The sequence below is a fragment of the Variovorax sp. MHTC-1 genome (assembly GCF_003984645.1).
Taxonomy (GTDB): Bacteria; Pseudomonadota; Gammaproteobacteria; order Burkholderiales; family Burkholderiaceae_C; genus Variovorax.
The window spans coordinates 17867-44823 of record NZ_RWKI01000017.1 but is presented as its reverse complement, the minus strand read 5'-3'; the positions used below and the strand labels follow the sequence as shown (position 1 = coordinate 44823).

General features: G+C 69.9%; 23 protein-coding genes. 3 read left to right on the top strand and 20 right to left on the bottom strand.

Features of this window, described 5'->3' with window-relative positions; all coding sequences use genetic code 11:
* Window positions 1-10: 10 nt before the first annotated feature.
* From EJI01_RS22120 to EJI01_RS22100, 5 genes are all read right to left on the bottom strand, one after another.
* Window positions 11-406: a hypothetical protein gene (locus EJI01_RS22120; protein ID WP_126839280.1), complete on the bottom strand. Its 396-nt coding sequence runs from the start codon at window positions 404-406 to the stop codon at window positions 11-13.
* Complete coding sequence (locus tag EJI01_RS22115; protein ID WP_126839279.1) at window positions 390-2939, bottom strand: CHAT domain-containing protein; 2550 nt, start codon at window positions 2937-2939, stop codon at window positions 390-392. Before EJI01_RS22115 ends, EJI01_RS22120 begins: the two co-directional genes overlap by 17 nt.
* 835 nt (window positions 2940-3774) lie before the next feature.
* Window positions 3775-4821 (bottom strand): class I SAM-dependent methyltransferase, encoded by a 1047-nt coding sequence (locus EJI01_RS22110; protein ID WP_126839278.1) that lies wholly within the window; start codon window positions 4819-4821, stop codon window positions 3775-3777.
* 192 nt (window positions 4822-5013) lie between these two features.
* Window positions 5014-5385, bottom strand: coding sequence for a response regulator (locus EJI01_RS22105; RefSeq protein ID WP_126839277.1), 372 nt, complete (start codon window positions 5383-5385; stop codon window positions 5014-5016).
* A 79-nt stretch (window positions 5386-5464) separates the two neighbouring features.
* The gene (locus tag EJI01_RS22100) at window positions 5465-5752 is read right to left on the bottom strand and encodes a hypothetical protein (protein ID WP_126839276.1); all 288 of its coding nucleotides are present in this window, start codon (window positions 5750-5752) and stop codon (window positions 5465-5467) included.
* A 447-nt stretch (window positions 5753-6199) separates the two neighbouring features.
* Here EJI01_RS22100 and EJI01_RS22095 point away from each other — a divergent pair, with 447 nt between their 5' ends.
* Complete coding sequence (locus tag EJI01_RS22095) at window positions 6200-7570, top strand: chloride channel protein (protein WP_126839275.1); 1371 nt, start codon at window positions 6200-6202, stop codon at window positions 7568-7570.
* Between the two features lie 103 nt (window positions 7571-7673).
* Here EJI01_RS22095 and EJI01_RS22090 read toward each other — a convergent pair whose 3' ends face one another.
* From EJI01_RS22090 to EJI01_RS22080, 3 genes are read right to left on the bottom strand one after another with little or no spacing between them, the layout of a single operon-like run.
* Window positions 7674-9059, bottom strand: a complete 1386-nt coding sequence (locus tag EJI01_RS22090; protein WP_126839274.1) for an FAD-containing oxidoreductase — start codon at window positions 9057-9059, stop codon at window positions 7674-7676.
* Between the two features lie 22 nt (window positions 9060-9081).
* Window positions 9082-9567: a DUF302 domain-containing protein gene (locus EJI01_RS22085; RefSeq protein WP_126839273.1), complete on the bottom strand. Its 486-nt coding sequence runs from the start codon at window positions 9565-9567 to the stop codon at window positions 9082-9084.
* 15 nt (window positions 9568-9582) lie between these two features.
* On the bottom strand, window positions 9583-10092 hold the full coding sequence (locus EJI01_RS22080) for a cupin domain-containing protein (protein WP_126839272.1): 510 nt from the start codon (window positions 10090-10092) through the stop codon (window positions 9583-9585).
* 196 nt (window positions 10093-10288) lie between these two features.
* Between EJI01_RS22080 and EJI01_RS22075 the strand changes: the two genes are divergently transcribed.
* A complete protein-coding gene (locus EJI01_RS22075) occupies window positions 10289-15598 on the top strand; it encodes an AAA family ATPase (protein ID WP_126839271.1) in 5310 nt (1769 codons plus the stop codon).
* On the opposite strand, the gene EJI01_RS22070 is transcribed toward EJI01_RS22075, so the two are convergent.
* The 12 genes from EJI01_RS22070 to EJI01_RS22015 all read right to left on the bottom strand — a co-directional run bounded on the left by EJI01_RS22070 (window position 15547) and on the right by EJI01_RS22015 (window position 25869).
* Window positions 15547-16632, bottom strand: a complete 1086-nt coding sequence (locus tag EJI01_RS22070; RefSeq protein WP_126839270.1) for a PAS domain-containing protein — start codon at window positions 16630-16632, stop codon at window positions 15547-15549. The two genes, EJI01_RS22075 and EJI01_RS22070, sit on opposite strands and share 52 nt — an antisense overlap.
* Window positions 16629-17615: a sensor histidine kinase gene (locus tag EJI01_RS22065; RefSeq protein WP_126839269.1), complete on the bottom strand. Its 987-nt coding sequence runs from the start codon at window positions 17613-17615 to the stop codon at window positions 16629-16631. Before EJI01_RS22065 ends, EJI01_RS22070 begins: the two co-directional genes overlap by 4 nt.
* 16 nt (window positions 17616-17631) lie before the next feature.
* The gene (locus tag EJI01_RS22060; RefSeq protein ID WP_126839268.1) at window positions 17632-18345 is read right to left on the bottom strand and encodes a response regulator transcription factor; all 714 of its coding nucleotides are present in this window, start codon (window positions 18343-18345) and stop codon (window positions 17632-17634) included.
* Between the two features lie 91 nt (window positions 18346-18436).
* Window positions 18437-19210, bottom strand: a complete 774-nt coding sequence (locus EJI01_RS22055) for a DNA-binding domain-containing protein (protein WP_126839267.1) — start codon at window positions 19208-19210, stop codon at window positions 18437-18439.
* Window positions 19194-20051, bottom strand: a complete 858-nt coding sequence (locus tag EJI01_RS22050; protein ID WP_126839266.1) for a DUF692 domain-containing protein — start codon at window positions 20049-20051, stop codon at window positions 19194-19196. Before EJI01_RS22050 ends, EJI01_RS22055 begins: the two co-directional genes overlap by 17 nt.
* An 86-nt stretch (window positions 20052-20137) precedes the next feature.
* Window positions 20138-21094 carry a YeeE/YedE family protein gene (locus EJI01_RS22045; RefSeq protein WP_260602586.1) on the bottom strand — a complete coding sequence of 319 codons (957 nt, stop codon included), beginning with the start codon at window positions 21092-21094 and terminating at the stop codon, window positions 20138-20140.
* Complete coding sequence (can, locus tag EJI01_RS22040) at window positions 21091-21738, bottom strand: carbonate dehydratase (RefSeq protein WP_126839265.1); 648 nt, start codon at window positions 21736-21738, stop codon at window positions 21091-21093. Before can ends, EJI01_RS22045 begins: the two co-directional genes overlap by 4 nt.
* 18 nt (window positions 21739-21756) lie before the next feature.
* Window positions 21757-22896 (bottom strand): patatin-like phospholipase family protein, encoded by a 1140-nt coding sequence (locus EJI01_RS22035; protein ID WP_126839264.1) that lies wholly within the window; start codon window positions 22894-22896, stop codon window positions 21757-21759.
* A gap of 15 nt (window positions 22897-22911) precedes the next feature.
* Window positions 22912-23694 carry a 3-hydroxybutyrate dehydrogenase gene (locus tag EJI01_RS22030; RefSeq protein WP_126839263.1) on the bottom strand — a complete coding sequence of 261 codons (783 nt, stop codon included), beginning with the start codon at window positions 23692-23694 and terminating at the stop codon, window positions 22912-22914.
* A gap of 9 nt (window positions 23695-23703) precedes the next feature.
* Entirely contained in the window at window positions 23704-25029 is a 1326-nt protein-coding gene (locus EJI01_RS22025) for an NAD(P)/FAD-dependent oxidoreductase (protein WP_126839262.1), read from the bottom strand.
* 14 nt (window positions 25030-25043) lie between these two features.
* Window positions 25044-25550, bottom strand: coding sequence for a DoxX family protein (locus EJI01_RS22020; RefSeq protein ID WP_260602585.1), 507 nt, complete (start codon window positions 25548-25550; stop codon window positions 25044-25046).
* Window positions 25551-25560: 10 nt separating this feature from the next.
* A complete protein-coding gene (locus tag EJI01_RS22015) occupies window positions 25561-25869 on the bottom strand; it encodes a DUF2282 domain-containing protein (RefSeq protein WP_126839261.1) in 309 nt (102 codons plus the stop codon).
* Between the two features lie 525 nt (window positions 25870-26394).
* On the opposite strand from EJI01_RS22015, the gene EJI01_RS22010 reads away from it, so the two are divergent.
* The gene (locus tag EJI01_RS22010) at window positions 26395-26760 is read left to right on the top strand and encodes a hypothetical protein (RefSeq protein ID WP_126839260.1); all 366 of its coding nucleotides are present in this window, start codon (window positions 26395-26397) and stop codon (window positions 26758-26760) included.
* Window positions 26761-26957 lie beyond the last annotated feature (197 nt).

Genomic DNA, 26957 nt, shown 5'->3' with positions numbered 1-26957 from the left:
GGTGCAACCTTCAGCCTTGCAGGACAAGCGTTTGGTCGGGGTGGCGCGCGCAGTTCGGCGCATCGTCCAACACGATGGTCACGAGCGAGTAGCCGCAGCCGTGCCGCGGGCACACCCAGTTCGTGGTGCTGTAGTTCCCCACGCCCGGCAGCACCATGGCGTCGGATGCGCCGACACCCTTCAGGCCGTCGCCGACGAACGCGATCGTCGCTTCGCGGTTCACGGTGCCGAGCAGCGCCCCTCCGCGCCGCACCTGAATCTCGGTACACGAATCGTCGGCGCCGAAGGTACTGACCAGTGTCCCGAGCACCTGCGCATCGCTGGCGCCGCTCACGTCCACGGCCACGGCCACGCCGGCGTCGTGCGCCGCCGCAGTCCCCACGATGAGCTCATCGAGTAGTCCCATGGTGTCTTCCTTTCGCGAAACGGATTTGCGGCTTGCCGACCGCGAAAAAGGCGGCCCAGTGCACCGGGTGAGCGTAAGGGCGCTCGGGCCCGCCTTGCAAGCGGGTCGCAGCCGCCTCGAGCATGAAGCGCGCTGCCGGCTGCAGGCGCTGTTCGCGCATTTCCAAGAACCGCGCGCGTGCCTCGTCGCGCGGCATCTCGCGCAAAGCGCCGGCGCTCTCGCGCAATGCGGTCACGACGTCGAACGCGTCGCCCGACGCCGCGAGCCGGCGGTAGAACAGGTCGGCGGCGAGCAGCGTGAGCGACTCAGGCACCGGCCACAAACTGCACACCACCGCGCCCACGCCGGCCAGCAAAAGAGCCGCGGGCAAGCCACCGTATTCGTCGATCACCGGCTCAAAGCCGCCGGAGCCGGTTTCACAAGCCGAGAGAAAGGCCACGCCGAGACGGTTCAAGCGCGCGCCGACGCCGATGTCGCCCGCCGACCAGAGCTCGGCACTGCGCAGCGGCGCGCCGTCTCGGTACAACGTCCACAACGTGCCGGTGACGCTGAATTCGAGCCTGCGCTCGAGCGGCGTGCCATCTTCGCGCCGTATCTCATGCAGACGACCGCGCCCGTCGATGTCGGTATGACGCCGGCCGCCCCCTTGCTCCGCCCATGCCCCGGCGGCCGCGGCCGCGGCCAGCACGCCGAGCGGGTCGGCGCCCGGCAGGCCCAGCGCGCCGGCGCCCGCGTGCATCAGCAAAGCCGATGCACGGTCGCGGTCGGGTTCCGATCGCCCGTGACCACAGAAGTGCAACACGCCCGCATGGCGCAGCGGGGGTGCCACGAGCGCTTCGGTGGCGCGCTCGTGCGCGAAGCGTTCGACGGCGAAGCCGGCGCCGCACAAGGCGCTCTGCACCGCTGCGCATTCGGCGGCGGCGAGCGGCAGATCGCCGGTCGGGTTCTCGACGATCACCGCGCGGCGTGAGCTCGGCAGACGCGGCGCACGTGAGGCCAGCAGGTGCGCGAGGCTGGGCGCGCTCGCGATCTCGATCTCGGCCAGCGAAGGGAGCGCCCAGAACGGCAGCAGGTGCAGATAGCGGTGCGCGACGATCGTGAGCCGGCGCACACCGAACTCGTGCGCTGCCTTCGCGATCCAGCGTCCGAGGTCGGCGTCGACCGCGGCGAGCAGACCATCAAGCACCGCGGCGTGTTCGAGGCCGAGCTCGGGCGCGCCCATCGCGAAGAGCCAACCCGGGCGCGCCTCGTCGCCTGCCATCACACGCATCCAATAGCGGTGGGTCCACTCGCTGATCCATTGCGCGCGGCTCGGCCGCTCGCGGTCGCCGTGGCGCACCAGCACCGCAAGCGTGCCCCTGAAACCGCTGCCGATCGAAAGCACCGCCTCGTGTTCACCGAGCGCCGCTGCCACTTCGGCGATGCCGGGCGACACCAGCGCTGACGCATCGAACTGCGGCCGCAGCCTGCGGTAGCGCTCGTACACCCGTGCATGGCGCGACACCTGACCGTGCATGCGGTCACCGGCGTCAGCGCGTTCGGGGGCGGGGGCTGTCGCCGTCGAACCAAGCGGTGCGCCACGCTCGTGCGCATGCAGCTCACGCTCGAGGCGCAGCAGCGTTCGCCCGCGCGGGATCGTGCGCAACCACCCGCGCTGGCGCAGGCGCAGGCTGCGTGCGGCATCCAGCGCGCGCAGCGCCTCGTCCCAGCGCCCAAGCGCGCCGAGCGCGAAGGCGTGATGCGTGGCCAGGTTGCTGAAATGCTCACCTCGGTCCTGAACATCGGCGTCGCGCAGTGCATCAAGGTAGTCGTCGCGCGCCGCATCGATCAGCGGTGCGAAGAGCTGCACCGCGGCCTCGTGCTCGCCGAGTTCGAGGCGCCGGCGCCCTTCGTGGTACGCGACGATGCGGTCAATGTCGTCCGGCACCAGCTCGCCGCTGCGCGCTGCAGCCCAGGCCGTCGCCGCGACTGCGGCGCCGCTCTCGTCGACGTCAATCAGCATCGCGAGCAGCATGCGGCTCTGGCGCAGCTCACGGTCGCTCGAAGGCTCGGCACCGATCGTATCGGCGCGTTGGCGCGCGAGAGCGGACTGTTCCTTGAGGCGCGAAGCTTCGCCGGCGTCGCGCGCCTCGATCGCCAGCTTGGCGTGAAACTTGAGCGACGCAACGTCCAGGCGGCGCGGCAGCTGCGGCTCGCCTTCGATGGGCAGCCGCTGCCGGGCCTGCTCATAGAGCGACGCGGCTTCATCCTCGCCAGCAAGGCCATGATCGAGCAAGTCGATCACCGACGAGACGAACGATGAAGGATCGTCTTCGTCAAGCGCCGCGCCAAGCCGTTGCCGCACGAGAGTCTCGGCTCGTTGCAGGTCGCGCTGAGGGTGCGACTCGGGCAGCGACAGGATCGCTCGCGCAACGATGCCGCCGATGCGTACATGGCCCTGCGCCATCAGGAGCATCTCCTCGCCCACCGCGACGCGGCGCTCGTCGTCGTCGGCGCGCTTGGTGAGGCGAGCGCCGCCGATCCAGCGCAGCAAGAAAGCTCCCGATTCCTCGCTCAGCGCCGTGTAGGGCCCGGGCGTGTTCTCGAGCCTGGCGAGTTCGCCCAGCGCGTAGGCGAAGCCCATGCCGAAGCGCGCGAAGCCTTCGCCAAGCGCCTCGTCGCGTTGTGCGTCGTTGGCTGCGGCGAGCGCACGCTGCACCAAAGCGAAATGATGTCTCGCATCCGCCTTGCTCACCTTTCGTGCTTCTTCACGAGCCATCGGGGGACCATACGCCGCATGCAGCGACGCGGCAATGCTTGTACGGCGGGCGGCGCATCACGCGCCGTGGGCCAAGGGCCAACCTCGACACTGAAACAGCCCGCAGAGCAGCTCCGTCTGGTATTGGTAGACGATGATCCGGATGAAGCCGCAAACGTCTGCTGCGCGTCAAAGCGCGCCCAAAAGCGTGGCTCTCCGCTCCGTCTGACCAATGCGTGCAGCGCCTGGCCGGAAGGCCCAGGGCCCCGACTGCGTAGGGAAGCGTGACCCGCACCGAGACGATTCCAGCACAGTGCGCACAACACAGAGACAGCCCGGTATTGACAAACGGGCCCGATCAGAGAATCAAACGTTCACCATGAGTGCTCGGCTTCGCATCGGATTCGCCCGGTGCCTGCAGCGGCGGCCCTGGTCGTCAAGGATATCTGGCTGGGCCCGCGAGATTTCAGTGGCTGGCGGCTTGGGTCGTGGCAGGGCGTGCGGCGACGAACACCAGGGCTGCGTCACGGGTCCACCATCGGCACCGGCAGAATCCGGTCACAAGCGGAAGCAGAATCCTTTCTCGCGAGCCGCGTGGCTGGAAGCCCACGTCAGCGAGCTTGGCCGGGTGCTACTTGCGCGCCTCCAGCACCAAGTTGAACGGCGTCTCGGTCGCGCGGCGGAAGCGGGAGAACCCCGCCTCAGCGAAGACATGCCTCAGCCGGCGTTCGCCGGCCTGCGCGCCAAGCCCCAGCTTCACGTCCTGCGACAGTGAGTTGGGCGTGCAGATGCAAGTCGACGCCGCGTAGAACAGCCGGCCCACGGGATTGAGGTTCTCGTCCAGTTCGTCGTTGGCAAAGGGTTCGACCAGCAGCACTGAGCCTCCCGGCTTGAGCGCCTCGTGCGCACGCTGGGCTGCCCCCACGGGATCGCCCATGTCGTGCAGGCAGTCGAAGAAGCACACCAGATCAAAATCGCTACCCGGGAAACTTTGTGCAGTCGCTTGGGTGAACTGGACCCGCTCGCCAACGGCGGCGTCCGCCGCGCGCTGGCGCGCCTGTTCGATCGAGCGGTCGTGAAAGTCGAATCCGTGGAAGGTCGACTTCGGAAATGCCTTGGCCATGATCAGGGTGGACGCACCATGACCGCAGCCGACGTCGGCGACCTTTGCGCCCTGCTCGAGCTGGGACACCACGCCGTCGAGCGCCGGCAGCCATTCGCTGACCAGGTGGGCTCGATAGCCGGGCCGGAAGAAACGCTCGGTTCCAGAGAAGAGGCACGGATGGTGATCGGCCCACGACAGCGCGCCGTCGCCGCGCATTGCGGTGACCACCTTGTCCTTATCGAAGTACATGCTGGCAAGCACGACCGCTCCGCCGGCCACGTACACCGGCGAGTCCTCTTGCGCCAGCGCCATGGCCTGCTCTTCGGGCAGCCTGAAGCGTCCCTGGTTGTGCTCGACGTAGCCGCTCGCCGCTTGGCCGCTGAGCCACTCACGCACGAGCCGGGCGTTGCAACCGGTGCGCTCGGCCAGTTGGTCTGGCGTCACCGGGTTTCCGTCGGCCATCGCCCGGTACAACCCCAGTTCCTCACCGAGGATCACATTGGCCATGATGGCCGCGCCACCCATGTCGACGACGAGCTTGCCCATGAACTCGTTAAGCTTGGCTTCGTCCATCACATCGTCCTCCGGCGGGCTGGGATGACACATCGGCGCGGGTAGCCCGCGACTCCGCCGGTGAGCGCACCACCCGGTGCACGAAGAATTCTCCTACCGTTAAGTTAAGCGGGTCAACGCAGCATCTGTAGCCCTTCCCAGCCCGCCCGGCGCCCCACTGATCCAGCGAGCACGAGGTGCGTCGCCGCTCACCTAACGCGACAGCGCCGCGCAGTAGGCGAAGAACTCCTCCAGTTCCGTCGACTTGTCGAACACCGCAGAAGCGCCAGCTGCCATAGCCCGCCCACGTGTACTCGTTGTCGCGTAGTTCGTGAGGACCACAATTGCGAGTTGGGAGCGTGCCCGCCTAAAGTGCCTGGTGACGCCGAGGCCCGAACCTTCTCTTAGCAGGAGGTCTACTACTGCAAGGTGCAAATCACCGGTGTACGTCGCAAGCCAAGCGACCGCTTCGCTCTCTGTTTCCACGCATGCGATGACCTCGACATCGGCAAGCTCTCGCATCGCGGGGACCAAATTCGCCCGTATTGTCGCGCTGTCCTCAACCAAGAATGTTTTGGTAGACATGGCCGCCTCATTGCGGCCCCGATGATCCTGGGCCTCCTACTGCTACCGTGTAGGCGGTCACGCTGACGTGTTGCGGCACTCAGCCGTTCGTCGTTCCACGAGCCTTCAGCTCCTCTGCCAGCGTGTCGTTCACTTCGTCAAGCTTTTCAGCCGCCGAGGAAAGACCCCCTTCGAGTTCTTCCGCGCGTTCGGCGGCCAACTCGATATCCTCGGGTGGAGCTCCGTCAGGCACCTTGTCCAGAACTGCACGGACGATCGCCAACTCGTCTGCCGTCCGCCTGACCTCTTCGGTGGCATCCACGTTCTTCGCGAGCGCCTCTTCCAATGGCGTCGCGTCTTCCGACCCTGCAGTGCTTGTCTGGGTCATACCGTGCCTTCCTTCACGCATATCCTGCGTCGAAAAAAAGAGCAATGAAGCTGGAGGGACACCGGTGTCGGTCCAACTCGCTTGGGACGAAAAGTCAAAGACGGGTGCAAAGCCCGCCGGACAATTCAAACTGTGTTGCGCAGGGCGTTCAATGTAGCCTAGCAAACCGACCTTGCGTGAATCCGAGCATTCGCTTGGTAGTTGTCGTCGCTTCAGACCTCGTCCAGAGACGCAGCAGGAGCCAAGGTCAAGCCGATGCGGGCATCAACAACATCGTTCTTCGCGTCGTCAGAAGATGAGGAGCGAACCGGCTACGGAGCCTTTCAGTTCCATGCATCGGCGGTTTGTGAACGAGGTCGCGCCATGGGTGAGCATGCAAATTGCTCTTGTTCACAGGTTTGGACAAGCCTCCTCCTCGCAATGCCGCTGCAAGATTGAAAAACGTCAATGAACCGTGAACCCGATTTCCTGCAGAACCTGCGCGCCGAACTCTCGAGCGGCCGCATCTGGCTCGACCGCGCCATTGTTCTCGCCTATGCGGTGGCTGCGGGCCTGTTTGTGGTGGCGTTCACAATCGCAAGCGACTGGGTCTTCGAGCTGTTCCACAGCCTGCACCGATCCTATCCCTGGGCGATCCTGCTTTGGACCCCGTCAATCACCGCTGCGATTGTCTGGGTCACGCGACGATGGTTTCCGGGCGCTGCCGGCTCGGGAATCCCACAGGTCAAGGCCGCGCTGCATCCGGCCCTGCCGCCTGAACGGCGCAATCTTCTGGTGTCGCTGCGACTCACGGTCGCCAAGATCGGGCTCGCGGTGGCGGGGCTCGCCGCGGGGCTGTCGATCGGCCGCGAAGGCCCTTCCGTGCAGGTCGCGGCCGGCGTGATGCAGCACGCGCGGCGCTGGCTCTCGCCCGACACGCCGATCGACGCGCGCGCCCTCCTGGTGGCGGGCGGCGCGGCCGGCATTGCGGCGGCCTTCAATGCACCGCTCGCGGGCGTCGTGTTCGCGATCGAGGAGTTGTCCGGCCGGCTCGAGGCGCGCGCGAGCGGCCTCATCATCACAGCGATCGTACTGGCCGGGCTGGTCGCGGTGTCGGCTTTTGGCAACCTCAGCTACTTCGGCGTGATCAAGGTGCCCCACATCAGCTGGGACGCACTGGGGCCGGGCCTGCTGGTCGCGCTGGCGACGGGCGTGGCAGGCGGCTTGTTCGCGCGGCTCCTCATCGCCTCGCTCACCGGCGCGCCCGGACGGCTGAACCGCGTGCGCGCGCGCTGGCCGGTGCGCTTCGCTGCGGTGGGTGGCCTCGCGGTGGCGGTGATTGGCCTGGTGACGGGCGGTGTAACCTTCGGCGCGGGGTCCGAGGCCGTGGAGCGGATGCTGGCCGGGCACGACGAGCTCTCACCGCTGTATACGCTGCTCAAGTTCATCGCCACGTGGCTCACCGCCTGGTGCGGCGTGCCGGGCGGTATCTTCGCGCCCGCGCTGTCGATCGGTGCCGGCATCGGCAATGGCATCGCCCAATTCGCCGGTTCCGGGCTCGGCCCCGCGTTGATCGCCATGGGCATGGCCGGCTTTCTTGCCGCCGTGACGCAGGCGCCGCTTACTGCCTTCATCATCGTGATGGAGATGGTCGACGGCCATTCGATGGTGCTGAGCCTGATGGCCTCGGCCATGCTGGCCAGCCTGGTCTCGCGGATGATCAGCCGGCCTCTCTACGAATCGCTGGCCGCGCACATGGTGGGGGGCACAATCGGCTCGCCTGCGCCGGTCGTGAAGGCGCCTCAGCAAATGCTCGGCAACGACCGTTCAGCTCCATGAGAGATCTCATTGCTGATTGGTGCCTTGCTTCTGACTGATCGCGTGGCCGCATTCGCTCTTCGGTAGCGACAGTGGTATGCAACGCTCGAGCGTCCTGAGCCCCTCACCGTAGCGGCACGAGTCCATCCAGCAACGCCGGAATGAGTTCGCTCACCGTGGGATGAATGTGCACGCAGCGTCGGATCACGCGGTACGACGCATCGGCCGCCATCGCATCCAGCAGTGAATGCACGATCTCGTCGCCTTCGATGCACAGCAGAGCCGCGCCGAGGATGCGCTCCGTCTTCGCATCGACCAGCACCTTCATGAAGCCCTGCGTCTCGCCGCGCTCCTTGGCGCGACCCACGCGACTCATGGGCATCACGCCCACCAGGGCGGGACGGCCGCTGGCCCGCGCCTGCGCCTCGGTCATGCCGATGCGGCCGAGCGGCGGGTCGGTGAAGAGCGCATAGGCGGGGATGCGCTCAGTGCTGCGGCGCGCCTCGCCGTCCAGCAGGTTGGCGGCGACGATCTCGTGGTCGTTGTACGCGGTGTGTGTGAAGGAACCCTGGCCGTTCGCATCGCCCAGCGCCCACACGCCGGGCACGCTGGTGCGCAGCTGCGCGTCGACGGTGATGAAGCCGCGCGCATCGGTGGCGATGCCGGCGCGCTCCAGGCCAAGGTCGTCGGTGTTCGGCCGCCGGCCGACCGCGGCCAGCAGGTGGCTGCCTTCGATCTCGTGCGCCGTTCCGGCGGCCGCCAGCGCGATGCGGATGCCCTGGCCGTCGGCCGAACTCGACACGCGCGCATCGCGCACGCCGAGCAGGAAGCGCACGCCCTCTCTCTCGAGGATGGCCTGCACCTCCTGCGACACCTCCGGGTCCTCTCGCGCGATCAGGCGATCAGCGTACTCGAGCACCGTGACCTCGGCGCCGAAGCGGCGGTAGATCTGCGCAAACTCGAGCCCGATGTAGCTGCCGCCGATGACGACCAGGTGCCGTGGCAGCACGTCCAGCGCCATCATCGAGGTGTTGGTCAGCACCGGCACCTGGTCGAGCCCGGGCCAGTCCGGCAGCACGGGACGGCCGCCGGTGTTGATGAAGATCTTCGGCGCCTCCAGCGTCTCGCCATCGACCTCTACCGCGTGCGGCGCGACGAAGCGCGCGTGGCCGCGCACCAGGCGCAGGCCCTGCATACCTTCGAGCCACTGCGTGAGGCCCTTCACCGCGTTGTCGACCACGGCATCCTTACGTGTCTTGATGGCCTTCATGTCGACGCCTACGGCGCCGTGGAGCACGACGCCGAAGTCGCGCGCGCGGCGCGCCAGGTGGGCGACGCGCGCGCTCGCGACCAGCGTCTTGGTCGGCATGCAGCCATCATTGACGCAGGTGCCGCCCAGGTGCTCGCGCTCGATCAGTGCAACCTGCATGCCGGCCTCCACCAGGCGAGCCGCGAGAAAGGGCCCGGCCTGGCCGCTGCCGATGATCAATGCGTCGTAGTGCGTGGCCATGGCCGGTCCTTTCCTGCGCAGCTCAGTCCGCGCGCACCACCGAGGTGATCGAGGCCACCACCGCGGAGGCCATCGCGAACTGCGCCTGCCGGTCGATGATGCCGTGCCGGCGTGCGATCCAGTCGAAGTCGGTGTAAGCCGCCCAGACCGCGCCGCTCTCGTCCTGCAGCACCAGCAGGCGCACCGGCCAGTCCAGTCCCGAATACGGGTTCGAGGTCAGGAACTGCGCGCCCAGCGGCGGATTGCCGAACACCAGCAGCGTCGAGGGCCGCACGCGGATGCCGGCGTCGGCCGCGAGCTGGGACTGGTCCACCGCCATGAAGAACACGATGCCCTTGTCGGCGATGTCCTTCCTGATGCGCGCGATGGTCTCTTCCACCGAATAGGCACTGCGGACCTTGATCAGGCCGTCGGCAGGCGGCGCCCGACCTTGCGCCGGCGACTGCGTCGCAACCAGTGCCAGCCCGAGGCAGGCCGCCGACAGCAGCCGGGAGATGCGAATGAACATGGCATGCTCCTCATCTCACATCTCGTGCGGGTCCATCTGCTTGCCGGTGGGGAACAGGTCCACCGAGATCAGCACGGCGGTGGTGCTGCCGGTGTTCTTCCACCAATGCGAGGTGCCGTTCCTCTCCGGCGCCACGTCGCCGGCGCGGTGCACGATGGGCACGGCGCAGCTGCTGGCGTACTCGACCACCTCGCCGGAGACGATGTAGATCATCGCCGGGCGCTCGTTGTGGCTGTGCCAGGGCACGATGCCGCCGGGCTTCATCTCGAGCTGGCGCAGGCGGAACAGACGGCCCTGGAGCGCCAGCGGCTCCTTCGACAGGTCGGTGCTGTAGCGCACCACGTCCGTCACGTCCTTGGGCGTGGTCGGTCCGGGCTTCTGGCCCTGTCCGTCGGCGACGACCTTGTCGGCCGGGCATTCGCCGGCATGGACAGACGGCGCCAGGGCGGCGAGCGCGCTTGCGGCCAGCGCCGCGAGCAGGGCATGGCGCCGGATCGAGCGGCGCGGGGGATTGGCGATGTGCATGGTGACTTTCTCCTGGAAGCGTGATTGACGAGGGACGGGCCACCGTTCGGTGGCTCCGCGATGCACTGTGGCCGCCGCGCTTCACGCCGCGGTCCGCCAAAGTTCACGCTTTGGTCACGCATTGCCAGGGAGGCCGGATCGGGCGCACAGTGCGCACAGCGCGCCTGCGCCGCGCCATGGGAAGAGGAAGAATGCGATGAGCCCGACGCCCGAAGTGCATGCCTGGATCGCCGACACCGGTGCCTTCCGGCTCGGCCGCGGCCTGCTCGCGGGTCGGCGCGTGCTGCTCAAGTGCGCGCAGCAGCTGCCACCGGGCGCCGCCGAGCGCGCGGCGCTGCGGCGCGAGTGCGAGCTCATGGCCGGCCTGTCCTGCACCGCGGCGCTGCAGCCGCGCCTGTTCGAGCTGCCAGCCGGGCCGGCGCTGGTGATGGAGGACCCGGGCGGCGAGCCGCTGTCCTCGCTGCTCTTGGCCGGCGGCCTGGCGCTGCCGCTGGCGCTCGACTTCGGCGTGCAGCTCGCCACCGCGCTGGCCGAGCTGCACCGGCGCGGCCTGGTCCACCGCGGGCTGCGTCCCGAGATCGTGCTCGCCGATGGCGCATCGGCCCGCGCCTGGCTGGTCGATTTCGCGGAGGCGGGGAGCGAGGCCAGGCGAGGGCTGCTGCCGGCCGCCGCCATGGGCACCGTGGCCCCGCTGCGCCATGCCTCGCCCGAGCAGACCGGCCGCACCGGCAGCAGCCCCGACCACCGCAGCGACCTGTATGCGCTCGGCGTGCTGCTCTACCAACTTCTGACCGGCGAGCTGCCCTTCGCCTCCGACGATGCCCTGGAGCTGATCCACGCGCACATCGCGGCCACGCCCGTGACGCCCGCTGCGCGCGCACCAGGCCTGCCGCAGCCGGTGTCGGACATCGTGATGAAACTGTTGGCCAAATCGCCCGGCGAGCGCTACCAGAGCGCGGCCGGCCTGGCGGAGGACCTGGCCTTCTGCGCGCGCGAATGGGCGGCGCACCGGCGCATCGCGCCCTTCGTGCCCGGCCTGCGCGACCCAGCGCAGGGCCTCGCGATCCGTGCGCAGCTGTACGGCCGCGAAGCGGAGCAGGCGCTGCTGCGCGCGGCCTGCGAGCGCGCGCGCGAGGCGCAGGCGCGGCCCGCGATGCTGCTGGTGGACGGCTATGCCGGCATCGGCAAGACCGCCCTGGTCTTCGCACTGTGTCGGCCCCTGGTGCGCCGCGGGGGCGGCTATTTCGTCTCGGGCAAGTTCGACCAGGTCGTGCGGGGCGTGCCCTTCGGCGCCCTGATCCAGGCCTTTCGCGAGCTGGTGCGGCAGATGCTCACCGAGAGCGAGGCGTGCCTGGCGCACTGGCGCGTGGCACTGGCGCAGGCGCTGGGGCCCAACGGCGGCGTGCTGGCGCAGGTGATCCCGGAGATCGGCTTCATCCTCGGCGAGCAGCCGCCGCCCGTGCCGCTGGGGCCTACCGAGGCGCAGAACCGTTTCCAGCGCGTGTTTCGGAACTTCGTCGCCGCGGTGGCGCAACCGGCGCATCCGCTGGTGGTCTTCCTGGACGACCTGCAGTGGGCCGACGCCGCCACGCTGGGCCTGCTCGAGCCCCTGCTCGACAGCCCGGAGATCCGCGGCCTGCTGCTGATCGGCGCCTGCCGCGACAACGAGCCCGATGCGCCGCAGCACCTGGCGCCCGCGCTGCGCGCGCTGGAGGCCGCCGGCGTAGCGATGCAGCGCGTCACGCTCGGGCCGCTGCGCCTGGCCGAGCTGGCCGCCCTGGTACGCGACATGTTGCACGGCGAGCTCGAGGAGGCCCTGCCGCTGGCGCGCCTGGTGCTGGAGAAGACCGGCGGCAACCCCTTCTTCGTGCACCAGTTCCTCCGCAGCCTGGAGCGCGACGGCCATTTCCGCTTCGACGCGGTGGCGCAGCGCTGGCGCTACCGGATCGAGGCCATCGCGCAGGCACCCCTGGCCGAGGATGTGGTCGAGCTCATGACGCGCAACATCCAGCGCCTGTCCAGCCGCTCGCAGTACGCGCTGACGCTGGCGGCCTGCATCGGCAACCGCTTCGATGCGCATACGCTGGCGCTGATCTGCGAGCAGCCGCAGGAGACAGTGGCGGAGGACCTGACCCAGGCGATGGCCGAGGGGCTGATCGTGCCCGTCCCGCCCCATGCCGAGGCCTCGGCGCACGGGGACGCGCCGGCCTACGCTTTCCTGCACGACCGCGTGCAGCAAGCCGCCTATGCGCTGATTCCGCAGGCGCGCAAGCCCATGCTGCACCTGCGCATCGGCCGCCTGCTGCGCCAGCGCGCGGGCGAGGCGCCAGCGCAGCAGGGGCTGTTCGACATCGCGCACCACCTCAACCGCGGGCGCGGCCTGATCGAGGCGCCCGACGAGCGGCGCGAGGTCGCCCGGCTGGACCTGCTCGCGGGGCGCGAGGCCAAGTCCTCGACCGCGCACGAGGCCGCGCTCGAGTTCTTCCGCGCCGGTGTCGACCTGCTCGACGAGGCGCAGTGGGCGGGCGACCATGCGCTGTGCTTCGCGCTGCAGCTCGAGGCGGTGGAAAGCGAGTACCTGTGCGGCCGCTTCGAGGCCGCGCAGCCGCAGTACCAACAGCTGCTGCTGCGCGCCGCGACGAACATCGAGCGCGCCCGCGTCCATCGGCTGCAGAGCGTGCAGCACGAGCACATGGCGCGCTATGCCGAGGCGCTGGCAAGCACGCGCGCAGGGCTGGCGCTGTTCGGCCTCCGCCTGCCGGAGACCACCGCCGACACCGAGTCCGCGCTGGCCGTCGAGATGGAGCGCGTCGCCGCGCTGCTGGGCACGCGGCCGATCGCGGCGTTGGTCGAGCTGCCCGCGATGGACCATCCGGAAACCCTCATCGTGATGAGCATGCTGACGGACATCTGGGCCTCCGCCTTCATCCTCGGCAACTCGACGCTCGCGCGGCTGATCTCGGCGATCCTCGTGCGCCTGTCGCTCACGCACGGCAATGCCGAGGAGTCGGCCTACGGCTACGTCACGCACGCGATCACGGTCGGTCCGGTGCAGGGCGACTTCCGCAGCGCGCACGAATTCGGCATGCTGGCGCTGGCGGTCAACCACCGCTTCGGCGACACGCGGCGGCGCGCCAAGATCTACCAGCAGTTCCATGCGCACGTGAACTTCTGGCGGCGGCCGCTGGCGAGCTGCATTCCCTATGCACGCGAAGCCTGCCGCAGCGGACTGGAGAGCGGGGACTTTCTCTACGCGGCCTACGGCGCCGGCACGGAGCTGTGGGCGGCCTTTCTCGCCTGCGAGGACCTCGCGCAGTTCGTGGAGGCGCATGTGCCCAACGTGGCACTGATCCGCAAACTCAAGAACCAGGGCTTCGCCGACGCGACGCAGCTGATGCTGCAATGGGCGCTCGCACTGCAGGGCCGCACGCGCGGGCCACTGTCGCTGTCGGACGAGGACTTCGAGGAGGAGGGCTACCGCCAGCGCTACCGCGACAACCCCTTCTTCGCCAGCTTCCACGCGGTGGCCCGGCTGCACCTGTGCAGCCTGCTCGGCACGCCGGCAGAGGCACTGGCGGCGGCGAGCGTGGCCGCCGCCACGGTGCACCACGTGGCCGGCACCATCTGGCCCCTGACCCATGCCTTCTGGCACGCGCTCGCGCTGGCGGCCTGGCATGACGAGGCGCCGCCGCCCGAGCAGGGGGCGGCGCGCGCACAGATCGGCCATGCCCGAGCCTACTTCGCGATGCTGGCCGAGAACTGCCCCGAGAACTTCCGCTGCCAAGCCCTGCTGCTTGCCGCCGAGGCCGCGCGCATCGACGGCGAGGAGGGCATCGCGATCAAGTTCCACGAGCAGGCGATCGAGTTCGCGGCGCAGCATGCCGCGCTGCTGCAGCTGCTCGCGCTCGCCAACGAGCTGCATGCGCGGCTGCGGCTCGCGCGCGGCGAGGCCGTGCTCGGTGCGCTGTTCATGGCCGAGGCGCGCGCCTGTTATGCGCGCTGGGGGGCGGGGGCGAAGGTGGCGCAGCTCGAGGCCCGGCATGCCTGGCTGCGACCGGTGTCGCCCGCCTCCGGTGCGGAAGTCGCCGCTCCTTTGCCGGCCGCGGCCGCGTTTCCCGCGGGCGGGCACGGCGACGGCCTCGACCTCGACAGCGTGATGAAGGCCGCGCAGGCCATGGCCGCCGAGGTCGAGCTCGACCGGCTGCTGGCGCGGCTGATGCGCATCGCGATCGAGAACGCCGGCGCCGAGCGCGGCTGCCTGGTGCTGGAAGGCGAGGGCGATTCGATGGTGCATGCGGCCGACACCCTGCAGGCGCCGCAGGCCGCGATCTCGCGCGGCACGCCGCTCGCGGCATCGCGCAGCCTGCCGCTGGGCATCGTCCACTACGTGCGCCGCACCGGCGAGAGCGTGGTGCTTGCCGACGCGGCGGCCGACGACCGCTTCGGCAGCGATCCCTACATCCAGCTGCATCGGCCGCGCTCGGCGATGTGCGTGGCAGTGCAGAAGCAGGGGCGGCTGGTGGGGGTGCTCTACCTCGAGAACCGCCAGCTCGCCGACGCCTTCACCGCGCAGCGCATCCTGGTGGTGCGCATGCTGGCCACCGAGGCCGCGATCGCGCTGGAGAACGCGCGCCTGTTCGAGGGCCTGCGGCGCGAGATCGGCGAGCACCAGTCGGCGCGGGCGCAGCTGGCCGAGGCCCTGGCGCAGGTCCAGCGCCTCAAGGACGACCTGGAGGCCGAGAACGTCTACCTGCGCAGCGAGCTGATCGCCAACGTCTCGCACGACCTGCGCACGCCGCTGGCGGCGCTGCGCGGCTACCTGGAGATGCTGACGCTGAAAGGCGATGAGCTGCGGCGCTCCACGCAGCGCAGCTACGTCGAGATCGCGTTGCGCCAGAGCGAGCACCTGGCGACGCTGGTCGACGAGCTGTTCGAGCTCGCCAAGCTGGACTTCAAGGGCGTGCGGCTGGCGCGCGAGGCCTTCCAGTTGGCCGAGCTCGCGGTCGACGTGCTGCAGAAGTTCCAGCTCGGCGCCGACCGGCAGCAGGTCGCATTGCGCTTCGAGGGCGGACAGGCGGTACCACCGGTCGATGCCGACCTCGGGCTGGTGGAGCGCGTGCTCGACAACCTGATCGGCAACGCCCTGCGGCACACGCCGGCCGGCGGCTCGGTGAGCGTGACGCTGCACGCCGAGGCCGGGCGGGTGGCGGCCTGCGTGGCCGACACCGGCGGCGGCATCCCCGAGGAGGAGTTGCCCTTCATCTTCGACCGCTTCTACCGCGTGGATCGGCAGCGCGAGCACGTCGGCGGCGGCGCCGGCTTGGGCCTGGCGATCGCGAAGCGCATCGTGGAGCTGCACGGCGGCGAGCTGCGGGTGCACAGCATCGCGGGACAAGGCAGTCGCTTCAGCTTCGACCTGCCCGCAGCGCAGCTGGCCGCCGGCCAGGATGCCAGTCAGGAAGCGGCGACGCCCGAAGATTCCACGCGCAGCCGCGCCAGCGCCTGAAGCCGTTCCAGCTCGGCCGCCGCACGCGCCAGGAAGATGCGGTAGACCGCGTCGACCAGCACCTCGTCGCCCAGCGGCGCGCGATGGCGGAAGGCCAGGTGGCCCAGCATGCGGCCGTCGCTGGCGATGATCGGCAGGCCCAGGTAGGACTCCCAGCCGGCCTCGCGCGGGAACATCTGCGCCAGGCCGCTGCGATGCAGCGCAGGGCGCTCGGTGCGGACCACGGCTTCGCAGGGGGTGCCGGCCAGCACGAACTCGAAGTTGTCCTGAAGCGCGCCGTCGGACCAGCAGGCCAGGGTGCGCACCCGCGTCGGCGGCTGGTCGGCGCACTCGGCGACGAAGGCGCAGTCCAGCCCGAGCGCGCGTGCGAAGTGCCGCACCATGGCCGGAAAGAAGGCTTCGCCCACGGCACCGGCCGTGCCATCGGCCACCGCCTGCAGCACATGCGAGACGCGGTGCAGCTGCGTCACGTCGGTGTCCTGGCCGATCACGCGGTACGCGGCGCCGCTCGCGCGCCTGAGCGCAACCCCGCGCGACAGCACCCAGCGCACGCTGCCGTCCTTGTGCAGCAGGCGCAGCTCGTGCTCGAAGCGTGCGTCGGCCGGCGGCGCGTCGCTTGCCAGCGGACGTGCCAGGGCCTCGTCCAGCGTGGCGCGGTCCTCGGGATGGACCCGCGAGCGCCACCCCTGCAGATCATCGGCGAGCTCGTGCGCCTCGAAGCCCAGCATGCTCTTCCAGCGCGGCGAGAGCTGCACGCGGCCCGACCCCAGGTCCCAGTCCCACATGCCGTCCTGGCTGCCGCGCAGCGCGGCGGCATAGCGCTCCTCGCTCGCGCGCAGCTCGGCCTCGGCGGCGGCGCGCGAGGCCTCGGCGCGCTCGACCGCGCCACGCTGCTCGGCCACCCGCTGTTCCAGCTGCGCCAGCCTGGCATTCCATTCGTCGCGGCGACGCGCGGCGCGGCGCGCGGCCGAGACGGTCAGCCAGGCGAGCAACGCGAGAGCGAGCAGCGCCGCGGCGATCATAGATGAGCTCACTGGACTACCTCCTCCGTGATGCGCTGCGCGGATGCCTCGGCGGGCACGAGCGGCAGGTCGAAGCTCAGGCAAGCGCCTGCACCTTCGACGCTGGTGGCCGCCAGCTCGCCGCCGTGCAGCCGCACGATGCGCCGCGCGATCGCGAGGCCGAGCCCGCCGCGCCCGCCGGGCAGCGCGCGGTCGGCGTGATCGTAGCGCTCGAAGATGCCGGGCAGCGCGTCGGCTGCGATGCCGCAGCCGGTGTCGCGCACGGCCATGCGCGCGCGCCCCGCGTCACGGCCGAACTCGATGCTCACCGTGCCGCCGGGCGGCGTGTGGCGCAGCGCGTTGTCCAGCAGGTTCTCGAGCACGCGCTCGACCATGCCGATGTCGGCCAGCGCGCGCACGCCGCCGGCCTGGCCATCACCGGCCAAGGCGCGCAGCACGATGCCGCGCCGCTGCGCATCGAGCGCGAACTTCTGCGCCACGTCCTGCGCCAGCTCGGCCAGCGAGAAGGCCTCGGGCTGCGGCCGTGCCTCGTCACCCTCCAGCTGGCTCAGCGCGAACAGGTCGTCGACCAGCCGCCCCAGCCGCTCGCTGTGGCGCACCGCGATCTCCAGGTAGTTGCGCTCCTCCTCGACCGGCAGGCTGCCGTGGCGCAGCAGCAGCAGCTCCAGGTAGCCTTGCATCGATGCCAGCGGCGTGCGCAGGTCGTGCGACACGTTGGCCAGCAGCTCGCGGCGCCGGCTGGCGCTGCGCTCGAGCTCGGCCACCTGCTCGCCGATGCGCCCCGACATGCGCTCCACGTGCGCCGACAGGCGCTGGATCTCGTCGCCGTGCGCGTCGGCGCCCGCCACCCGCAGCGGTTGACGGCAGCCGAGCTGCGCGCCGGCCTCCAGCGCATCGGCCAGGCGTCTGAGCCGCCGCGAGAAGCGCCAGTAGATGCCCAGCGCCGCCAGCGCCGCCGGGGCGGCGCCGACGAACAGCATGTAGAGGCTTTCCACGGTGGCGGGGCTCGTTTCAACTCTGGGGATCGGCGAACTTGTAGCCCACGCCCCAAACGGTCTGGATGTAGTCGGGCTTGCCCGGATCGCGCTCGATCTTGTTGCGCAGGCGGTTGATGTGGGAGTTGACCGTGTGCTCGTAGCCGCTGTGGCTGTAGCCCCAGACCTGGTCGAGCAGCTGCGCGCGCGTGTGGACCCGGCCCGGGCTGCGTGCGAAGTAGGCGAGCAACTCGAATTCCTTGGCCGTGAGGTCCAGCAGGCGGCCATCGAGCAGCGCCTCGTGGCGCTGAAGGTCGATGCGCAGGCCGCCGGCCTCGATCGGCTGGCGCGCCTGCTGCGCGTGCTCGGCCGCGGCCTGCTGGTGGTCGGCGCGGCGGAACACCGCCTTCACCCGCGCCGCGAGCTCGAGCATGCTGAAGGGCTTGGTCAGGTAGTCGTCGGCGCCCAGCTCCAGGCCGAGCACGCGGTCGAGCTCGGAGGACTTGGCAGTCAGCATCAGGATCGGCGTGTAGCGCGGCAGGGCACGCAGGCGGCGACAGATCTGCAGGCCGTCCATGCGCGGCAGCATCAGGTCGAGGATGACCAGGTCGTAGTTGCCGGCCTCGCCCTCGGCCACCGCGCCGAGGCCGTCCGCGATCAGGCGGCATTCGCAGTCGAGCTCGGCCAGTTGCAGCGTGACGAGCCGGCCGATGTCCGGGTCGTCCTCGACCACCAGCACGCGGCGGGTCATTGGCTGACCTCCCCCAGGCTCGTCACTTCATGTCCCTCGCGCACCCCCTGCTGAAGGAGGGGGCGAGCGCCTTCGGGCAGCCGGGCGGCGCTCATGACTGCAGCTCCGTAAAGAGTCCCAGCGCCAGGTGGCGCCCCAGCGTGGAGGCCAGGTCGAAGGCCGGATCGAGGTCGAAGGCGCAGGCGCTGGCCTGGCCCAGCCCGGCGCCATCGGCCAGGGTGCGGAGCCAGCGGTCTTCGGCGGGATCCAGCGGCACGAACACGATCTCCAGCGCCTGCTGCAGCACCAGCAGCCGGACGCCGCCTTCATCCAGCGAGACTGTCACCGTGTCATCCGCGCCGGCCTGGTTGGCCTGCCAGATGCGCAGCACCGGGTAGGGCGAGGACACGAAGCGCACCGAGGGCTGCAGCGCCAGGCGCAGGCCGGCCTGCGCGGACGGCGGCACCTCGGCCAGGCGCGCGAGTGCGAGGGCCGGCAGCTCGGCCTCGTGATAGGCGCGGTGCACCGCCCATTCGAGCGCGGCCACGTCCGGCAGGTACGGCAGCGCGGCCGCTGGTGTCCAGGCGCGCAGGAAGGCAGGGAAGTCGACGCCGAAGTCGTGCAGGTCGCCGGAGTGCGAAGGATGGACGCCGATGCAGGCCTTGGCGGCCTGGCGGAAGAAGGCACTGCCGACCAGCCGCTCGGTCACCGGATAGACGGCCGCGAGCGCGGCCACCAGGCTCTGAACCATGTTGTTGCGGTAGATCGCCAGCCGCCGCGCGGCGGGCAGGGCGCCGGGGCGCACCAGTGCCACCGCCGCGGCCGGGTCGCCGCGCCGCAGCAGCGCGTTCATCACGCGGAGCTGGGTGTCAGGCAGCGCAGGCATGCCGTGCTTCCATCATTGCGCGGGCCTTGCCGGCCTCGGCCACGAGGGCGGGCAGCGGGGGCAGATCGGCGTCCCATTCGACCAGCGTGGGCACGGCGCCGAAGCGCTCGAGCGCCGCCGCGTAGAGCGTCCACACCGCGTCGGCGACCGGGGCGCTGTGCGTGTCGATCAGGATCTCGGCGCCGTCGTCGAGCGTGTTGCGCGTGAAGCCAGCCAGGTGCATCTCCTGTACCGCGCCGCGCGGAATGGCCTCGATGTAGCCGATCGGATCGAAGCCGAGGTTGTGCGCGCTGACGTGGATGTTGTTGATGTCCAGCAGCAGGCCGCAGCCGCTGTGTGCCGCCACCTCGGCCAGGAACTCCCATTCGGGCACGATCGATTGCGCGTAGTCGAGGTAGGCTGAGAGGTTCTCCAGCAGGATCGGCCGCCCAAGGTATTCCTGCACGCGCTGCACGCGTGCCACCACGTGCGCGAGCGCCTCCTCGGTGTAGGGCAGCGGCAGCAGGTCGTTGGCGTGGATGCCGCCCACCGAGGTCCAGCACAGGTGGTCGGAGACCAGCGTGGGCTCGAGGATGCGCACCAGCTCGGCGAGGCGAGACAGGTGCGTTTCGCACAGCGGATCGACCGAGCCGATGGACAGGCCCACGCCGTGCAGGCTGAGTTCATGACTCTGGCGCGCGAGCAGCAGGAAATGCAGCGGCTTGCCGCCGCGGCCGAAGTAGTTCTCGCTGTGCGCCTCGATGAAGCCCACGGGCGGCCGTGTCTCCGCGAAGGCGCGCCAGTGCTCGGGCCGAAGGCCGATGCCGGTGCGTCCGGCCAACGAGGAATATGCGTGTCGCATGCTGTCCTCCTGGTGCTGGAAATTCTAGGCAGGCGACCGGGCCTGGCGGCGCCCGTGACGAAATTGTGAAGATTGCGCCTGGCGCATCAGGACCGTGCCCGCCGCGCCAGCATCAGGGCCGCGCCGATGGCGAGGCACATCAGCAGGAAGGCGGCCCACGCATAGGGCCACAGCAGGGGCATGCCCACCAGGATCAGCCCGTCGTTGCCGCCCGGGATCAGCAGGCTGCCCCAGCCCATCAGCATGCCGCCGGCCAGGCAGCGCAGGCATTGCGCTGCGGTGACGCGCCTGCTGCGCCAGCGCCCCGCGGTCCAGCCGCCCCAGACGGCGCCCAGCAGCAAGGCCACGAACAGCGCGGTGCGCGCCGCGAGGCTCGCGGCCATGCCGCGTGCCAGCTCGGCCAGCACCTCTGTGTAGGCCCAGGCGCCCGCCACCAGCAGCATCAGCACGAAGCTGATGCCGATGACGACGGTGGCGGCATGCGGGGACCAGATGCGCTCGGCCAGGGCGCGGCGCGCACCGGGCATCCGTCTCGGCGGGGCCAGCGCGCGCCAGGCGGCGAATGCGAGGAAGAGCAGGGCCACCCAGGCCGGCGCCTGCAGCACCGGCGAGCCTTGCGGCAGCGGCTGCTGCGGCCCCGCGCCGAACAGCGGCCCCACGCTCAGGCAGCCGAGGTAGAAGCCCAGCGGGGTCAGCGCATAACTCCATTCGCCGGAGCCGAGGCGCGCAATGGCGCCGAACACGCAGGCCCGGTTGACCCAGGCGCCGAGGCCGAGCAGCGCCCCGCCCGCGATCGTCCAGCCGCTGAGCGCATAGCCGGCCGGCATGGCCGGCAGCAGGTGCAGCGCCTGGGCCAGCAGCAGGCCGCCGGCCACCCACAGCGAGGCCTCGCCGAGCGCCAGCAGCCGGCGCGCGCTGCGCTTGTCGACGATCTCCTCGACGGCTGCGACGGTGCAGGTTCCGCCGCGCTGGATCGCGAAGCCCATCACGCCCGCGCACAGCGCGGCGAGCGCAAAGGCCAGGCCCGCGAGCATCGGGCTCATGGCAGCGCTCCGGCGCCATGGAGCTTGCAGACCGACGCCATCGCCTCGTCGTCCTCGATCCGGCCCGTCAGCGCGGCGATGCGGCCGCTCTCCAGCTCGAAGACCCAGCCGTGGATCGCCGGCCCGCGGCCTTCGCGCCAGGCCTGCTGGACCACACTGGTCTTGCCCAGGTTGTAGACCTGCTCGATCACGTTGAGCTCGACCAGCCGGCGAAAGCGCGCCTCCTGCGCGAGCGGCTCGAGCTGGCGCCGGAAATACTGCTGCGTGTCCTTGATGGTGCGCAGCCAGTTGTCGATCAGACCGTGCGAGGCGCAGCCCATGGCGGCCTTGACGCCGCCGCAGCCGTAGTGGCCGCAGACGATGACATGGCGCACGCGCAGCACCTCCACCGCGTACTGCAGCACCGACAGCAGGTTCATGTCGGTCTGCACCACCAGATTGGCGATGTTGCGGTGGACGAACATGTCGCCGGGCCCGGTGCCGGTGATGCGGTCGGGCGGTACGCGGCTGTCGGAGCAGCCGATCCAGAGGAACTCCGGATGCTGCCCCTCGGCCAGCCGCTCGAAGTAGGCCGGGTCCGCGCGCAGCTGCGCCTCGACGAACAGCCGGTTGTTGCGCAGCAGCTCTTCGATGCGTTCGATCATGGGACGCTCCCCTGCGCTTCAGCGGTGCTCGAGCACGCCCTCGATGGGATCGGCGTCCGCCTGGTGCCAGGGCGCGCGCTGGATCATGCGCATCGTGTCGGCATGGCCGGCCTGCCGGCGCGTGCGGATGCCGGCCGGCGTGAAGTCGATGTCCTTGGTGTGGTCCTCGCCCTCGACACGCGGCGCCAGCAGGTGGGCCACGTGGATGGTGGTCCCGCAACCCCAGGCGGCCAGCGATGCCACCTTCGGGTCCGCGCGCCGCGAGGCGGGGATCTGCTTGTGCAGCTCGCGGATCACGTGGCGCAGCCGGTGGATCTGCTTCTGGCGAGCGATGTGGCTGTCGGCGCGGCTGGCGAACTGGATGTCCTTGTGGCGCGCCATCACCTGCCAGATCGACTCCGGCTCGGGCGCCGTCTGGTGCCAGACGTTGACCGCGAAGATCAGCGAGTCGCGGCGCGGCTTGTCGTCGAGCACGGCCTCGATCGGCGTGTTGGAGTAGATGCCGCCGTCCCAGTACGGCTGGCCGTCGATGCGCACCGCCGGAAAGGCCGGCGGCAGTGCGCCGGAGGCCATGACATGGTCCACGCCCAGGCGCTCCCTGCGGGTGTCGAAGTAGCGCATCTCGCCGCTGCAGGCATTGACCGCGCCCACCGTCATCCGGGTGTGGCACTCGCACAGGTACTCGAAGTCCACCAGCGACTCCAGCGTGCCGCGCAGCGGCGCGGTGCTGTAGTAGGAGGCCGCCTCCACGCCCAGCGGCGCGGCCGAGCCGCGCAGCGCATGCAGGTTGGGCGTGAAGAAATCCGGGATGCCGCGCATCACCGTTGCCATGTTCGACACCAGGTTGCCGAGGCCCATCCAGTCCGGCAAGCGCGCCCCGGGTGTGGCCGCCTGCATCATGCTCCAGAAGGTGTCGAGCCGCTCCATGCGGTGCTGTGGCGGGTTGCCGGCGATCAGCGAGGCATTGATGGCGCCGATGGAGGTGCCGATCACCCAGTCTGGCTCGATGCCCGCCTCGTGCAGCGCCTGGTAGACCCCGGCCTGGTAGGCGCCGAGCGCGCCGCCGCCCTGCAGCACCAGCACCACCTGCCCGGGCAGGACCGCTTGGGGGGCGCGGCGGCCGCCGGCGGCGGTGCGCTGCTTCGTTGTGTGGGCCATGATGCGCTCCGGCGTTCAGTGCAGCGTCCAGCCGCCATCCATGGCCAGCGCGGTGCCGGTCATCGAGGCCGCGGCGTCGGAAGCCAGGAACACGGCCAGCGCGGCCAGCTCCTCCACCTCGATGAAGGACTTGCGCGCCTGGTGCGAGAGCATCACGTCGCGCACCACCTGCTCGGGCGAGATGCCGTGCGCCTTGGCCTGATCGGCGATCTGCTTCTCCACCAGCGGCGTCTTCACATAGCCGGGGCAGATGGTGTTGGAGGTGATGCCGAACTCGGCCAGCTCCACCGCCACGGTCTTCGACAGCCCGATCAGCCCGTGCTTGGCCGCGACGTAGGCCGACTTGAAGGGCGAGGCGGTAAGCCCGTGCGCCGAGGCGACGTTGATGATGCGGCCGAAGCGGCGCGCCTTCATGCCCGGCGCGACGGCCTTGATCACGTGGAAGGCCGAGGACAGGTTGATCGCCATCACCGCGTCCCACTTGTCGTCGGCGAAGTCCTCGATCGGCGCCACGTGCTGAATGCCGGCGTTGTTGACCACGATGTCGACCTTGCCGAACTCGGCCTCGGCCGTCGCGATCATCGCGCGTACCTGCTCGGGCCGGCTCATGTCGGCGCTGCTGTAGCGAACCTTGACGCCGAACTGGCGCTGCATCTCGCCGCGCGTGAACTCGACCTCCACCGGGTTGCCGAAGCCGTTGAGCATGATGTCGGCGCCGCTTCGGGCCAGCGCGCGGGCGATGCCCAGCCCGATGCCGCTGGTGGAGCCGGTGACGATGGCGGATTTCTGCTTGAGCATGACGCGCTCCTAGGGTTGGGGTTGGACGCGGGACAGGGACTCGGCGGCGGGACGTTCCGCGTCGGCCTCGCCGGTGCGCGTGAAGCGCAGGTGAGTGATGTCGGCGGCGAACAGCATGCTCCAACTCCACTCGATCCAGATGCGCAGCTTGCGACCAGCGGTGGGCATGCGCGACAAGTAGTAGGCGCGCCACAGCAGCCAGGCGGGCAGCCCGTGCAGGCGCAGGCCGAAGACGCTCGCCACCCCCTTGAGATGGCCGGTGGTGGCCATCATGCCGCGGGACACATGGCGGAAGGCCTGCGTCCGGCGGCCCTCGATGCGCGCCAGCAGGTTGCGCGCCAAGGCCTGCGCCTGCGCAACGGCGAACTGCGCGGTCGGCGGCGCGAACTGCTGCGTCGCCTGGTTGTGGACCAGCGCGCAATCACCCAGCGCCCAGAGCTGCGGCCAGCCGCAGACCGACATGTCGGGCTCGGTCTGGACGCGCCCGCGAAGGCGCGGCAGAGGCAGAGCATCGAGCAGCGGGTTGGGCCTGGTGCCGATCGTGCAGATCACGGTGGCGACATCGAGCCTTTCTCCGCTCGCGAGCCGGACCCCGTCGGCGTCGACCTCGGCCGCCAGCGCGTTCAGCCGCACCGCAATACCGCGCCCGCGCATCGAGCGCGCGGCCGCATGGCCCAGCGAGTCGGGCAGCTCGGCCAGCAGGCGCTCGCCGCTCTCGATCACGCTGACCTGCAGTTCCTCGGGGTGCACCTGCGGGTAGTAGCGCGCGGCGCTGCGCAGGAAGTCGGCCAGCGCACCTGCCACCTCGACGCCGGAGAAGCCGCCGCCGATCACCACGAAATGGCCGAGCCGCCGGCGCTCAGCCGGGTCGCGCTCGAGCTCTATCCGCGCGATGCGCTGCAGTACCCGATTGCGGATGAACAGGGCGTCGCCGACCAGCTTGAGCGGCAGTGCGTGCTGCTCCAGCCCGGGCACCAGGCCCAAGTGGGCGCGCGTGCCGAAGGCGAGCACCAGGTGCTCGTAGGCGATCGCCATCGGTCCCGCCAGCGTCTGCGCCTGCACGCGGCGGCGCACGGCGTCGATGCCGGTCACGCGGCCCATGACAAAGCGGCTGGTCTCGCCGCGCCGCAGCATCTGGCGGATCGGCGCCACCACGTGCTCGGGGAACACCGAGGCGCCCACGACCTCGGCCAGCATCGGGTTGAAGGTGGTGTAGCTCTCCTCGCTGACCAGCACCACGCGCCAGCCCTGCGGCAGGCGCGGTGCCAGCGCGCGCGCCAGGGTCGTGCCGGCGAAGCCGCCGCCGACGATCACGATGTTCCTGTGTTCGGACATGGTGCGCTCCCGCTTCAGCGACGGCCTGGGTGATGCCGGAAGTGCCGGCCGATCAGATGGTCGAGCGAGAGCCGCCCCGGCCCGTGCAGCAGACTCACCAGCAGCAGCAGACCCCAGGTCTGGTGGTCGCGCAGCCCCACCGCGCCGAGATCCGGATAGGAAATCACGGCGACGATGTTGAAGACGAACAGCACCAACGCCGAGAAGCGTGACCCTAGGCCGATTGCGAGCAGCACCGGGAACACCAGCTCGACGCCGGTGCCGAGCCAGGCCGCGATCTCCGGCGGCAGCAGTGGCACCGCATACTCGTTCTCGAACAGCGCGAGCGTCGAGCTCCAGGTCGCGATCTTGGTCAGCCCCGACTTGAAGAAGACGGCGGCGACGAACAGCCGCACCGCGAGGTCGGCCAGGGGCGCGAGCGCCCGCAGGCCGCGGTGCGCGGCGCCCACCTGCTCGGCCAGGCGCCGGGCCAGGCCGGCGCGACTCGGATGGGCGGCGGGCATAGAAGCCGTGGTGTTCACGATCGGCTCCTCAGCCCTTCTTGGCCGCGGCGGCGGCGCCGCCGTGCACGTTCTCGGGCTTGTTGGTCACCATGCCGCCGACGATGCGCGCACATGTGCCCTTGGCGACATAGATCCAGGCCTCCGGGTCGCGGTCCGCCGTGGAGGTGCCGGCGCACGAGCTCTTGCTGGTGCCGCAGTCGTTGTGGCCGGCCTTGACGACGCCGGCGCATTTCTCGGTCTGGACCTTCTGCGCCAGCGCGCTGGTGCTGGCGGCGGCCAGACCCAGTGCGAACAGGCTGGCGATGGCGCCGTGGATGCGTTGATGGTGCGCGTTCATGTGAAACTCCTTGTGACGTCGAAGTGAAAGAAGGACCGGAACGGCCCGGTGCGTCTTGCACCGCCTCACCGTTCCTGGGCTCCAGTCTGGCCACTGCAATTCACACGGCCATCAATGAAGTCTCACGAATCGATCACGCGTTCCTGCGTCGCGATGAGTCGCAATAGCAGGGGGCGGCTTAGCCCGGGCCTGAGAAGGGATAGCGACTTCCCGCCGGTTTGAGGACCCCGGCCGGATGGGCGCGGGCGTGATGGCTTGAGTCGATGCCTTGAGTCTCTTGAGCGTCGGTTTCTTGCGTCGCCTCGGCCGCCCAAATACGCCAGACCCGCAGACCCGCAGACCCTTAGCGCGACGGTCTGCTCCTTGCGGGGTCGAGCTGCCTGACTAGAATTTGTAGGCCTACAGCCAAGACTCACGCACCGTTCGCGGCACAGCGCCCGGCCGGGAGCACGTGGCGGCGGGAGAACCGCGCAGGAAGGCGTAAGGGTGTTTTTTAAGGGCGGCCGGCCTGAGTGGGAGAGCATCATGCCGATAACGATTGCGAAACAGGTCTGCTTCCAACTCGACAGCCGATTGACGGCGGCCGAAGCCGCTCTGGCGGCTGGCGGCATGGCATCCCCGGTCCTCGTGGCGGTCGTTGCGGAGTTTCGGCGGAAGTTTGCGAAAACGCGGCCGTCGATGGAAGGCGACCCTGCCCCCGGCCAACGCGAGGCCGTATTCGAGCTCGAGCAGGCGGCCGATAGCGCCAAGTGGGCGGCTTTGGCCGACCCGGGTGCGTCCGAGCAGATCAAACTGGCGGTCGTCGCCGCGCACGACTCGATCTGTTGGTTCAAGGCGACCGGCTCCCTGCTCGACCGGGAGTACGCCGAACAAGACCCGCTCGCCGGCTAACCTGAAGCGTCGTGGGTCGCCGGCATGCTGCGTTAGCGCTGAAATCGCTAAATCTCGATCGGCCGTATGCGAAACGCTGATCGACATACTGGCTTAAAGAGAAATAGGCATCTCTGTTCTAGCCTCCGCGCCGCGTCACAACCCCTCGTTTGTGATGCGGAGAATCACGTCCCAGCGCGTGGTGCCATTGCAGACCA